A 13,708-nucleotide genomic window follows, 5' to 3' on the forward strand; every position below is an offset into this window, starting at 1 on the left:
AGTCTTTATGAGTGAATATTTTGCTGAATTTTTGGGAACAGCAATACTTGTACTATTTGGGGGAGGCGTTGTTGCAAACGTCAACTTGAAAAGAAGTAATGGGAATGGCGCAGATTGGATCGTTATTGCTACAGGTTGGGGATTAGCAGTTACTATGGGAGTGTACGCAGTAGGTAATATATCAGGTGCACATTTAAATCCTGCAGTGACTTTAGCGTTTGCAATGGATGGCGCGATTAATTGGTCTATGGTACCTGGTTATATCATCTGTCAAATCCTTGGTGGTATTGTTGGTGGTGCATTAGTTTGGCTAATGTATTTAGCTCAATGGAAAGCAACAGAAGATCAAGGTACAAAATTAGCTGTATTTTCTACAGCTCCTGCCATTAAGAACTATTTTGCAAACTTCATGAGTGAAATTATTGGCACAGCTATTTTAACAATGGGACTTTTATTCATCGGTATGAATAAAATTGCTGATGGACTAAATCCATTAATTGTCGGTAGTTTGATCGTTGCAATTGGTTTAAGTCTAGGTGGTCCAACAGGTTATGCAATTAACCCCGCGCGTGATTTAGGTCCGCGTATTGCACATGCAATTCTACCAATCTCAGGCAAAGGCGATTCTAATTGGTCCTATGCAATTGTACCAGTGTTAGGCCCTGTGACTGGCGGTATGATTGGTGCGGTGATTTATAGATTATTTTATAAAGGTGCATTTGATACAATGTCAGTGGTTGCAATCGTATTATTAATCATCACACTTATTTTAGGTCTCGTATTAAATAAAGCGAAAAACGCTAAAGGTATTGAATCAATATATTAATTACGTTTAATTTATTTGTATTTACGTTAAAATATAACTAGATATTATTATCATTGTATTAATATAAAATTATTAGTTGAGTGAACTAATAAAAAAAGGGTACAGAAAAGTATGTATATCAATGTGAATTACATATGTAATTCGTGATGAACATTAGAAGAGGGAGCTAATAATTATGGAAAAATATATTTTGTCAATCGACCAAGGCACTACGAGTTCTAGAGCAATTCTTTTTGATCAAGACGGAAAAATCAAAGGTGTTGCACAACGTGAATTCAAACAATATTTTCCAAAATCAGGCTGGGTAGAGCATGATGCTAATGAAATTTGGACATCTGTTTTAGCTGTTATGGCTGAAGTTTTAAATGAAGAAAACGTTGGTGCAGATCAAATTGCTGGTATTGGTATTACAAACCAACGTGAAACTACGGTAGTGTGGGATAAGAAAACATCAAGACCGGTATATCATGCAATTGTTTGGCAATCACGTCAAACACAAGGCATCTGCCAAGAATTAAAAGAACAAGGCTTAGAAGATAAATTCAGAGAAAAAACAGGTCTCTTATTAGATCCGTATTTCGCTGGGACAAAAGTTAAATGGATTCTTGATAATGTAGAAGGTGCAAGAGAAAAAGCTGATAATGGAGATTTATTATTCGGTACCATTGATTCATGGTTAGTGTGGAAATTATCTGGTGGCAAAGCACATATTACAGACTATACAAATGCCAGTCGTACATTGATTTATAATATCCATGATTTAGAATGGGATCAAGAATTATTGGATATATTAGAAATTCCAAACACTATGTTACCTGAAGTTAAAGAATCTAGTGAAGTTTATGCAAATACCATTGATTATCATTTCTTTGGACAAGAAGTACCAATTGCTGGTATTGCAGGTGACCAACAAGCAGCATTATTTGGTCAAGCTTGTTTTGAACGCGGAGATGTAAAAAACACTTACGGTACAGGTGGCTTTATGCTGATGAATACAGGTGAAGAAGCTGTAGCATCTAAAAGTGGTTTGTTAACAACCATCGCTTATGGGTTAGATGGAAAAGTTAATTATGCACTTGAAGGTTCTATCTTTGTTTCAGGTTCTGCTATTCAATGGCTACGAGATGGATTAAGAATGATTAATTCTGCACCACAATCAGAAAATTACGCAGAACGTGTAGAATCTACAGAAGGTGTTTACGTTGTGCCTGCATTCGTAGGCTTAGGAACACCATATTGGGATGCAGATGCACGTGGAGCAATCTTTGGTTTAACGCGTGGTACTGAAAAAGAACACTTTATCCGTGCTACATTAGAGTCACTGTGTTACCAAACGCGTGATGTACTTGAAGCAATGGAAAAAGATTCTGATATTACAGTGAATAACCTGCGTGTTGATGGTGGTGCTGTTAAAAATAACTTTATTATGCAATTCCAATCTGATTTATTAAATGTGAGCGTTGAACGTCCAGAAATTAATGAAACAACAGCTTTAGGAGCTGCTTATTTAGCTGGTTTAGCTGTAGGTTTCTGGGATAATAAAGATGAAATTGCTAACCGTTGGAAACTAGAAAAAGAATTTAATCCAGATATGGAAGAAAAAGAAAGAAACAAATTATACAAAGGCTGGAAAAAAGCTGTAGAAGCAACGCAAGTCTTTAAGTTAGACGATGAATAAAAGAATTAGACTTATCTAAGTTTCTTGTGCTATAATAATGGTAAGTTAATATTATCGAGATGAGAATTGAGAGACACTGTTCGTACAATTATATATGTATGGGATAGGTCTCTCTTTTTTTATTACTACTAGGAGGCGCTAGATTTTATGAGTTTATCAACTTTGAAAAGAGAACAAATTAAAAAAGATTTAAAAAATGATACTTTTGATGTTGTCATTATTGGTGGAGGTATTACTGGTGCAGGTATTGCATTAGATGCAACACAAAGAGGTATGAAAGTCGCGTTAGTAGAAATGCAAGACTTTGCACAAGGTACAAGTTCACGTTCAACAAAATTAGTTCATGGTGGTTTACGTTACTTGAAACAATTGCAGGTGGGCGTCGTAGCAGAAACTGGTCGTGAGCGTGCAATTGTATATGAAAATGGGCCTCATGTAACGACACCAGAGCGTATGCTATTGCCAATGCATAAAGGTGGTTCAATGGGTAAATTCACCACAGCTATTGGTTTAACAATGTATGACAGACTAGCAGGCGTAAAAAAATCAGAACGTAAAACAATGTTAAATGCTAAAGAAACGTTAGCAAAAGAGCCACTTGTTAAAAAATCAGGCTTAAAAGGCGGCGGATCTTACGTTGAATATCGTACTGACGATGCGCGTTTAACAATTGAAGTTATGAAACGTGCAGCTGAAAAAGGCGCAACAGTAATTAACCATACGAAATCAGTACATTTCACATATGATTCAAATGAAAAGGTAAATGGTATCCAAGCTGAAGACCAAATTACTGGCGAAACTTACCCAATTAAGGCTAAAAAAGTAATCAATGCGAGTGGACCATGGGTAGACGAAGTGCGCAGTGGCGATTATGCACGTAATAACAAACAATTGCGCTTAACAAAAGGTGTTCATATTGTTATAGATCAATCGAAATTCCCATTAGGACAAGCAGTATATTTTGATACTGAAAAAGATGGACGTATGATTTTTGCGATTCCTCGTGAAGGCAAAGCATATGTAGGTACAACAGATACGTTTTACGATAATGATAAAACGTCACCATTAGCAACACAAGAAGATAGAGATTATTTAATCGACGCAATCAACTATATGTTCCCAGATGTAAATGTAGCAGATGAAGACATTGAATCATCATGGGCTGGCGTGAGACCACTGATTTTAGAAGAAGGTAAGGATCCTTCAGAAATTTCACGTAAAGATGAAGTGTGGGAAGGTAAGTCTGGTTTGCTCACGATTGCTGGTGGTAAATTAACTGGTTATCGTCATATGGCATTAGAAATTGTGGACTTATTATCTAAACGCTTAAAATCAGAGTACGGTTTAAAATTTGATAAATGTGCTACAAAACACTTACCAATTTCTGGTGGAGATGTTGGTGGTAGTGCAAACTTTGATAACTTTATTGATAAAAAAGTTGAAGATGCCAAAGCTTATCAAATAGATGATGCAACAGCACGTCATTTTGCAACGAAATATGGTTCGAATGTAGAAGAATTGTTCAAAATTGCTCAAACAGCACAATATCAAGAGTCTGGTTTACCATTAGATATTTATACAGAATTGATTTATTCTATTCAAAATGAAATGGTTCATCGTCCAACAGATTTCTTTATTCGTCGTACGGGTAAACTTTATTTCAAAATAGATGATGTTCTAAATTATAAAGATCAAGTGATTAATGTAATGGCTGAATTACTTGGCTATACAGATGTTCAAAAAGACTTGTTTACAAAAGAACTTCAAATAGCAATTGATGAAGCACAAACGGGTAATAACCAACCTGCAGTTAAAGAATAAATTTGAATGTTGTACGAATCTATCATTGAATGCTCATGTATATGGGTTAGTGGATTCCAACTATGAATAATAATTTCTCCCCTTCAAAGTAGACATTAAAAAATGTAAGCTTTGGAGGGGGTTTTTATATCTGAGATGTATAAAGTGACACAGAGTTTTTTAGTAAGCTTTAAATATATAATGCATTTATTTTACTAATAATAGCGTTGTAAAATGTAATAAAGCTTAATAGCATTGTATTTGAAAACAGTGTATTTTGAAGGTATATTGTATAATGTATGATGAATGAAACGAAACGTGGTTTGGGGGTAAAACATGAGTGGAAATGAGTTTAAAATCACTGTTGCAGATGGGACAACTTTAGAAGTGAAATTGAATAAGGCAAAAAAAGATACGATTGGTGTTATTCACTTACTTCATGGCATGGCGGAACATATGGATAGATATGATGCGCTTGTTGAATCATTAAATCAACAAGGATATGACGTACTGCGACACAACCATAGAGGGCATGGTAAAGATATAGAATCATACGAACGCGGGCACATTGATAGTATGGAACAAGTAGCTGATGATACTTTTGAAATTGCACAGACGTTGTATTCTGATTCTGTGCACACGCCATATATTATATTAGGACATTCTATGGGTTCTATTATCGCTAGAATTTTCACACAAAAATATTCTGATGTTGCACAAGGTATGATTTTATCAGGAACAATGCAGTACCCTAAATATCTAGGGAAACTCGTACAAATAGTTTTAAAACTTATCACTTTAATCACTGGAAAAAGACGGCGTTTAAAATGGTTAAACCAAATAATGTATAAAACCTTTAATAAAAATATAAAAAATAATAAATCGAAAAATGATTGGTTATCCAGTGATGAGCAAGAAGTAGAAAAATTTGAAAAAGATCCTTATACTGGATTTTTAGTTTCAAATCAATTGATTTTTGAAACAGTAAAATATATGTTACAGACAAGTAAATTAAAAAATATAAAAAAAATGAAATCAGACATACCCATTTTACTTATTTCTGGAAAAGATGATGCGATAGGTAATTATGGCAAAGGGATTAGACATTTAGGGAAATTATATAAAAAAGGTAATATTCAACATATCACAGTACATTTATACAAAAATAAAAGACATGAAGTGTTATTTGAAAAAGATGCAACGACTACATGGCAACATATGTACGATTGGATAGAAAGACAAATTTTAAAAAAATATAACAGAGCAGATAAAGCATAGAGAGAGTTGATATAAGTGCAAAGTGATAAACCATTCATCATTGCATTAGTTGGTCCAACAGCTGTTGGTAAAACAGAATTAAGCATTGAATTGGCAAAAAAATTTAATGGTGAAATAATTAGTGGAGATTCCATACAAGTATATAAGTATATGGATATTGGAACAGCAAAAATAAAGCAAGAAGAGATGGCTAATATACCTCATCATATGATAGATATTTTGGAACCTGATGAAACTTTTTCTGCATATGATTTTAAAAATAGAGCTCAAAATTTAATTAATGAAATCACGGATAGAAATCATGTGCCTATCATAGTTGGTGGCACAGGTCTGTATATCCAATCATTAATCTATAATTATGCCTTCGAGGATGAAACGATATCTGAGGCACAACAAATTAAAGTCGACCAGACACTAAACGAACTAGATTCATTAACAAATGAAGCGTTGCATGATTATTTATCGTCTATAGATAAGGTTTCAGCTGATAATATACACCCAAATAACCGAAAAAGAGTTCGAAGAGCCATTGAATATTATTTAAAAACAAAAAAACTTTTAAGTTCACGCAAGAAAAACCAACAATATACAGAAAATTATGATACATTATTAATAGGGATAGAAATGTCACGCGAAACTTTATATCAAAGAATTAATAAACGTGTAGATATAATGTTGGAACGCGGATTACTAAATGAAGTGAAACAACTCGTTGAAGATGGTTTTGAAACTTGTCAAAGTATGCAAGCTATCGGATATAAAGAGATGTTACCTGTAATTAAAAATGAGGCTAGTCTAGCCGAAGCAACAAATAAATTGAAAAAGCATTCTAGAAATTATGCTAAAAGACAAATGACTTGGTTCAAAAACAAGCTCGACGTAGTATGGTTAGATAGAGAGAAAATGTCACTTTCATTGATGTTAGATGAAGTTTCAGTCCAAATAAAGAAAAGGAGAACATAACATGAATACAACAGAAAACATCCAAGATAAATTCCTAGGACAATTTAAGCCTGATCAAACGAAAGTTATCGTATTTTTAGTAAACGGTTTTCAAATGAAGGGCATTATTGAAGATTATGATGACAATTTAGTTTGTTTATTAACACAAGGAAAGCAACATCTTATTTATAAGCATGCTATCAGTACATTCACACTTGATGATGCAGTAGAAGAAGCATAATATTAAAACAATTTATTTTTGCATACTTTAAATGAAAAAAAGCTACACTTTGATATAAATTATCAAGTGTAGCTTCAGACTGTCGACAAAGTCTCTGACTTTATTGGCAGTTTTTTTTATGTACGCTTTCCGCGGGCACTGCCTTAGCCTGTAGTCTTCGACTAGTGCTATTCCCGCAGGAGTCGGCATACATCACTGCCAATATTACACTAAAATATTATAATATATGTAAATTAAGCAATAGTGGTGTTTATTATGATGAATAAATCAATTGATAAAAGTGCTCAATATGAAATGATTTCTCTCTCTGAATTAGTCCTTAATAATTATTGATTACGTAGAGTCGATGCGATGTTAGATTTAAATTATGTATATGAACTTGTCTAAGACAAATATTGTCTTGATAATGGTAAATCATCAATAGATCCAGTTATTTTAGTAAAAATTATACAAGTCTTTTTCATGATACAGAATTATTGAACAAATACTTTAGAAAATACTCAAAATAGCTGTCAAAAATAACGATATAAATAAAAATAGACAAACCCTACGCATTAATTTGCGCAAAGTTTGTCTACGTTCTGAAGCTACATTTTGATATAAATTATCAATTATAGCTTTCTTATTGTATTATTATTTTATTTATAATAGCGCTTCAATATCTGCTTCAATTTGACTTGGTTTTTTTTGTGGTGCGTAACGATTGGTTACTTTACCTTCTCTATCAATTAAAAATTTAGTGAAATTCCATTTGATTTTTTCATTGAAAAATCCATTTTGTTGTTCTGTTAGGAATTGGTATAATGGGTGTTGATTTTCTCCTTTGACATCAATCTTTTCGTGCATTGGGAAAGACACGCCATAGTTAATTTTACAGTTTTGCGTAGCTTCTTCACCAGTGCCTGGTTCTTGACCTCCAAATTGATTACAAGGAAAACCTAGTACAACAAATCCTTGATCTTTATAGTCGTCGTATAAATGTTGTAATCCTTCAAATTGTGGTGTGAAGCCACATTCACTAGCAGTATTAACAATTAGCAACACTTTGTTTTTATATTCTTCTAATTTGTATGTTTCACCATTTGATTTTTGAACTTCTATATCGTATATAGTCATATAGCGTCACCTCTTATTAATAATTTAACATAATTTGAGAAGATAGTCTTTATATAAACACTATGATAAAATAGCAAAGAAAACTTTGAAAGAGGTGCATGTTATGAGCCAACAAACACATACGACTAAAAAGAAATTAGAATCAGCAATTTTAGTTGGAGTACAAGCTCAAACCGATGAAGTGTTTGATTTTGAATCAACAATGGAAGAATTAGCTTCATTGTCTGAAACATGCCAATTAAATGTACAAGCTGAATTTACTCAGAACAGACAGCATTTTGATAATAAATACTACGTTGGAAAAGGTAAGTTAGAAGAAATTAAAGCATACGTAGAAATGAATGAAATAGATGTAGTAGTTGCTAATGATGAATTGACAACGGCACAGTCAAAAACATTAAATGGTAATTTGAATGTTAAAATTATCGATAGAACGCAACTGATTTTAGAAATTTTTGCACTTCGAGCACGAAGTAAAGAAGGTAAGTTACAAGTAGAATTAGCGCAATTAGATTACTTATTACCAAGACTCCAAGGACATGGGCGTAGTTTATCAAGATTAGGCGGAGGCATTGGAACCAGAGGTCCTGGTGAAACTAAATTAGAAATGGACCGTCGTCATATTAGAACACGCATGAATGAAATCAAACATCAATTAGAAACAGTAGTTGAACATCGCGAGCGTTATCGTAATAAACGTGAGAAAAATAATGTGTTTCAAGTAGCGCTAATTGGTTATACAAACGCAGGTAAATCATCTTGGTTTAATGCATTAGCTAATGAAGCTACCTATGAGAAGAATTTGCTTTTTGCTACGCTAGATCCTAAGACAAGACAAATTCAAATTAATGATGGATTTAATTTAATCATATCTGATACAGTTGGTTTTATTCAAAAACTACCAACTACACTTATCGCTGCGTTTAAATCGACTTTAGAAGAAGCAAAAGGTGCAGATTTGTTGTTACATGTCGTAGATGCGAGTCATCCTGAATACCGTGTTCAGTATGATACAGTTAACCAAATCATAGGTGATTTAGACATGGGGCATATTCCACAAGCTATTATTTTTAATAAAAAAGATTTACATGAAGGTACTGTCCCGACTACTAATTTACCATCAATATTTGTTTCAAGTAAAAATGAAGCAGATGAAGAAAAAGTGAAGCAATTACTTATCGAGCAAGTAAAATTAGCTTTAACTATTTATGAAGAAAAAGTACCAAGTGCTGATGCAGATAGATTATATTTTTTAAAACAGCATACACTTGTCACTGAAATTAAATTTAATGAAACAGATGCAACATATACTGTAAAAGGTTTTAAAAAAGAATAGGAAGAAGAATTACGATGAAAAATACGAAACAATTAATAGCTGAAACAGAAGCAAAACTAGAACCATATTTTAAAAAAATAGAAGAAATCGCTTATATCAATCAAGAAAAAGTGTTAGATGCATTCCATGCTGTTAAAGTAGCTGAAAGTGACTTACTGGGAACAACGGGTTATGGTTATGATGATATAGGTCGAGATCATTTAGAAGCGGTTTATGCACATGCATTTAAGGCAGAAGACGCATTAGTACGTCCGCAAATTATTTCTGGCACACATGCGATCACGATTGCATTACAAAGTACTTTGAAATATGGGGATGAGTTATTATATATCACTGGTGATCCTTACGATACGTTATTAGAAGTGATAGGTATCAATGGTAATGGCATAGAAAGTTTAAAAGAACACGGGATACTATATAATAAGGTTGACTTAAAGCATGGTGAAATTGATATTGATAAAGTATTAACTAAAATATCAACGCAAACTAAGGTGATTGCTATACAGCGTTCGAAAGGTTATGATCAACGGCCATCCATAGATTTAACAAACATAGAAAATGCGATTCAACAAATAAAGGCCCAATACCCTGAAATCATCATTTTTGTAGATAATTGTTATGGTGAATTTGTTGAAGAACGTGAACCTATAGAATGTGGCGCTGATTTAATGGCAGGTTCATTAATTAAAAACCCAGGTGGCGGTTTAGCTAAAATTGGTGGTTATATCGTAGGTAATGAAACATTGATAGAAAGATGTGGATACCGTTTAACTGCGCCAGGAATTGGTAAAGAAGCCGGTGCCTCTCTGTATTCATTGCAAGAAATGTACCAAGGGTTTTTCTTAGCGCCTCATGTGGTTAGTCAGAGTTTGAAAGGTGCATTATTTACGAGTTTATTATTAGAAAAAATGAATATGCAGACCTCACCAAGATTTGATGTGCCTAGAACAGATTTGATTCAAACGGTCACTTTTGATACAAAAGAACAGATGATTCAATTTTGTCAAAGTATTCAAGCAGCTTCCCCAATTAACGCACATTTTAGTCCTGAACCATCTTATATGCCAGGCTATGAAGATGATGTCATTATGGCTGCCGGAACTTTTATTCAAGGTTCTTCAATTGAATTATCAGCGGATGGTCCAATTAGACCTCCATATGAAGCATATATACAAGGCGGCTTAACGTATGAACACATTAAGTTAGCAGTAACAAGAGCTGTTGAAAAGTTATTTTAATAACCTGAAAGAGATGCCACATTGAATTGCATTTATTGCTATATCAAATAGCAAATTGTAATGTATATGTGGCTTTTTTAATTAAATTAAAAAATTTCGGAAAATTCAGCGATTAAATTGAATAAAACTGTTATAAAACTAGTAAAATCAATAGTTTGAAGTATATGTTAGAAAACCTGACATATTTTTGAATTACTTCAGTAATTATGCTAAATTAAATACAAGTTCAAAAATAGAGGTGATTGGATTGGAGTCAAAAGATACGATACGACGAAGCATGCCGGTCTTCTCTATGAGTGTTGTTACGAAATTAAGTGAATTAACTGCTAGACAAGTTCGCTATTATGAGACACATGAACTGATTAAACCACATAGATCAGAAGGAAATAAACGACTTTTTTCGTTAAACGATTTGGAACGCCTTTTAGAGATAAAAAGATTAATAGAAAAAGGTTTTAATTTAAAAGGTATTAAACAGATTTTAAATGACGAACAAGAACACCTTTCTGATGTTGAACAAGAAACGAGAAAACAAATGATTGTTGATGCTACACAGAAACCACAACGAGAAGCGATTCCGATAAATCGTGGAGATTTATCTCGATTTATCAAATAAAATTAATGGGGGACATTTATAATGGCAAAACGTACATTTACAAAGGAAGACATACACAAGTTCGCTAAGGAAGAAAATGTCAGATACCTACGTTTACAATTTACTGATATTTTAGGTGTAATTAAAAACGTAGAAGTACCGGTAAGCCAATTAGAAAAAGTTTTAGATAACGAAATGATGTTTGACGGATCTTCAATTGAAGGTTTCGTACGTATTGAAGAATCAGACATGTATTTATATCCAGATTTAGATACATGGGTTATTTTCCCATGGACAGCTGGTCAAGGTAAAGTAGCTCGTCTAATCTGTGATGTTTATAAAACAGATGGCACACCGTTTGAAGGTGACCCACGCGCAAACTTAAAACGTGTATTGAAAAACATGCAAGATTTAGGATTTAGTGAACTTAATTTAGGGCCAGAACCTGAATTCTTCTTGTTTAAATTAGATGAAAAGGGTGAACCAACATTAGAATTAAATGATAATGGTGGTTACTTTGACCTTGCACCAACAGATTTAGGGGAAAATTGTCGTCGCGATATTGTTTTAGAATTAGAGGATATGGGCTTTGATATTGAAGCAAGTCACCATGAAGTGGCACCAGGCCAACATGAAATTGATTTTAAATATGCAGATGCTATCACTGCGTGTGATAATATCCAGACATTTAAATTAGTTGTTAAAACAATCGCACGTCAACACAATCTTCATGCAACATTTATGCCTAAACCATTATTTGGTGTGAACGGAAGCGGCATGCACTTCAATATGTCTCTTTTCAAAGGTAAAGAAAATGCCTTTTACGATCCAGAAGGCGATATGGAAATGACTAAAGATGCTTATCATTTTATCGCGGGAATTCTGAAAAATGCACGTGGCTTAACTGGTGTATGTAACCCATTAGTAAATTCTTATAAACGTTTAGTTCCAGGTTATGAAGCGCCATGCTATATTGCTTGGAGTGGTAAAAACCGTTCACCATTAATCCGTGTACCAACTTCACGTGGTTTATCAACGCGTGTAGAAGTTCGTTCAGTAGATCCAGCAGCCAATCCTTACTTAGCATTAGCAGCTATTTTACAAGCGGGCTTAGACGGTATTGAAAATAAATTAGAAGTACCTGAACCAGTAAATCAAAATATATATGAAATGAATCGTGAAGAACGTGAAGCGGTTGGTATTCAAGATTTACCGTCAACATTATATACAGCTATCAAAGCAATGAAAGATAACGATTCTATTAAAGAAGCTTTAGGTAATCACATTTATAATCAATTTATAAACTCTAAATCAATTGAATGGGATTACTATAGAACTCAAGTTTCTGAATGGGAAAGAGAACAATACTTAAAACAATACTAGGTGCTAAGCAAAAGGGGCAAACACTAGGTATATAAGCAATTCGGGTCACTTATTCGTAAGTGATTCGGGTTGCTTTTTTGCACCCACTCGTATTTATTAGAACTTTTTGGGTGCAAATTAGGATCGATTCAGCCTATGTTTAACTAATAGAAAGTGAAAAAGTTATGTAAAATTTGTAGGAAGTGATATAATTTTTGAAAATAAGGTTAGATTTTTTAATATGGTGTATTATATTAATAGGTTTTTAAGTTAAAGGAAAAATAATTTTTAATCTTATTGAAATGATTTAAACTAATTTAAAAGGGGTTGTAGTTAAATGCAAGAAGTAAAATTAAGTACATTAAAAGCAGGTTCCTTAAAAGAATTGGAAAGTAGCATAAATGCATATTTAAAAGATGAAGAAGTAGCGAATTATCAATTACTCAATTCAACTGTTCGTGAAATAGAAGAGCGAGCTTTTTCAGCAAATGAAGAAGAATTTCATGCTATATTAACATTTATAAAAGAAGTAGAATAAGAACAAATGTTATTGATTGTAATGACCACTAAGTTTTAGGGAATTACAAAATACACAATATGAGGTTGAGACTATCATCATGTCTCAACCTTTTTCTAATGAAAATTGATTTGTGAATGAAAGGTTGAATGTAATGAAATATTTAAAAGTACAGATGACAAGAGAAAATTTAGAAAGTATTCCACAATATGAATTACCTGTTGGATATAAAATTCGTAACTTTAAAATAGGAGAAGAAGTAAAATGGGCAAATTTAGAAATGAAAGTTAATGAATTTGATACTACGGATCAAGCATTGATACATTTTAATACTGAATTTGGACCGTACATGAATGAAATGGAACAAAGATGTTTGTTTCTTGAAAATCCTGAAGGAGAAGTGATTGGTACTGCAACTGCTTGGTACGGACATTTAACAAAAGATAGCACAACATCTGGACGAATCCATTGGGTTGCGATTATTCCGGAGTATCAAGGAAAGCAATTATCTAAACCTTTATTATCGGCAGCAATGAAAATTTTAGCCACATATCATAATCGAGCATATTTAACGTCTCAAACAACAAGCTTCCAAGCAATCAATATGTATCTAAATTTTGGATTCAGACCAGTTCATGCTAATGAATATGATCATGAAGCATGGACTTTATTGGAAAAAACATTGAATCGTATGATTTTATAGGTATATTTTTAAAAGAAAAACATGTTTATTAGTATATTCCTATAATAATATTATGCTAACTTAAATAAAAATCTGC

The 13,708-nt window shown here is 33.0% G+C and carries 13 protein-coding genes; 12 read left to right on the forward strand and 1 reads right to left on the reverse strand.

Translation table 11 applies throughout. The features are described from left to right. The first annotated feature begins 7 nt into the window (after positions 1-7). From KA867_RS05030 to hfq, 6 genes are all read left to right on the forward strand, one after another. A complete protein-coding gene (locus tag KA867_RS05030; RefSeq protein ID WP_210137211.1) occupies positions 8-826 on the forward strand; it encodes an MIP/aquaporin family protein in 819 nt (272 codons plus the stop codon). A gap of 175 nt (positions 827-1,001) precedes the next feature. Continuing rightward, complete coding sequence (gene glpK / locus KA867_RS05035) at positions 1,002-2,504, forward strand: glycerol kinase GlpK (protein ID WP_019468728.1); 1,503 nt, start codon at positions 1,002-1,004, stop codon at positions 2,502-2,504. 147 nt (positions 2,505-2,651) lie between these two features. Further along, positions 2,652-4,325: a glycerol-3-phosphate dehydrogenase/oxidase gene (locus tag KA867_RS05040; RefSeq protein ID WP_210137212.1), complete on the forward strand. Its 1,674-nt coding sequence runs from the start codon at positions 2,652-2,654 to the stop codon at positions 4,323-4,325. 315 nt (positions 4,326-4,640) lie between these two features. Next, on the forward strand, positions 4,641-5,582 hold the full coding sequence (locus KA867_RS05045) for an alpha/beta hydrolase (protein ID WP_210137213.1): 942 nt from the start codon (positions 4,641-4,643) through the stop codon (positions 5,580-5,582). Between the two features lie 15 nt (positions 5,583-5,597). Continuing rightward, the gene (gene miaA, locus KA867_RS05050) at positions 5,598-6,545 is read left to right on the forward strand and encodes a tRNA (adenosine(37)-N6)-dimethylallyltransferase MiaA (protein WP_210137214.1); all 948 of its coding nucleotides are present in this window, start codon (positions 5,598-5,600) and stop codon (positions 6,543-6,545) included. 1 nt (position 6,546) lies between these two features. Further along, a complete protein-coding gene (hfq, locus tag KA867_RS05055) occupies positions 6,547-6,765 on the forward strand; it encodes an RNA chaperone Hfq (RefSeq protein ID WP_210137215.1) in 219 nt (72 codons plus the stop codon). A 642-nt stretch (positions 6,766-7,407) separates the two neighbouring features. Here hfq and KA867_RS05060 read toward each other — a convergent pair. Then, on the reverse strand, positions 7,408-7,881 hold the full coding sequence (locus tag KA867_RS05060) for a glutathione peroxidase (protein ID WP_210137216.1): 474 nt from the start codon (positions 7,879-7,881) through the stop codon (positions 7,408-7,410). A 103-nt stretch (positions 7,882-7,984) separates the two neighbouring features. Here KA867_RS05060 and hflX point away from each other — a divergent pair, with 103 nt between their 5' ends. The 6 genes from hflX (at position 7,985) to KA867_RS05090 (ending at position 13,632) form a co-directional block, all read left to right on the forward strand. Continuing rightward, the gene (gene hflX / locus KA867_RS05065; protein ID WP_210137217.1) at positions 7,985-9,217 is read left to right on the forward strand and encodes a GTPase HflX; all 1,233 of its coding nucleotides are present in this window, start codon (positions 7,985-7,987) and stop codon (positions 9,215-9,217) included. A 14-nt stretch (positions 9,218-9,231) separates the two neighbouring features. Beyond that, complete coding sequence (locus KA867_RS05070) at positions 9,232-10,455, forward strand: methionine gamma-lyase family protein (RefSeq protein WP_210137218.1); 1,224 nt, start codon at positions 9,232-9,234, stop codon at positions 10,453-10,455. Between the two features lie 247 nt (positions 10,456-10,702). Further along, a complete protein-coding gene (locus tag KA867_RS05075) occupies positions 10,703-11,071 on the forward strand; it encodes a MerR family transcriptional regulator (RefSeq protein WP_181187463.1) in 369 nt (122 codons plus the stop codon). Positions 11,072-11,092: 21 nt separating this feature from the next. Continuing rightward, complete coding sequence (gene glnA / locus KA867_RS05080) at positions 11,093-12,433, forward strand: type I glutamate--ammonia ligase (RefSeq protein WP_019468737.1); 1,341 nt, start codon at positions 11,093-11,095, stop codon at positions 12,431-12,433. 316 nt (positions 12,434-12,749) lie between these two features. Then, positions 12,750-12,950, forward strand: coding sequence for a hypothetical protein (locus KA867_RS05085; protein ID WP_107383958.1), 201 nt, complete (start codon positions 12,750-12,752; stop codon positions 12,948-12,950). A 133-nt stretch (positions 12,951-13,083) separates the two neighbouring features. Then, positions 13,084-13,632, forward strand: a complete 549-nt coding sequence (locus KA867_RS05090) for a GNAT family N-acetyltransferase (protein WP_210137219.1) — start codon at positions 13,084-13,086, stop codon at positions 13,630-13,632. The last annotated feature ends 76 nt before the right edge of the window (positions 13,633-13,708 follow it).

This window comes from Staphylococcus sp. GDH8C109P (assembly GCF_017893405.1).
Lineage (GTDB): Bacteria > Bacillota > Bacilli > Staphylococcales > Staphylococcaceae > Staphylococcus > Staphylococcus cohnii.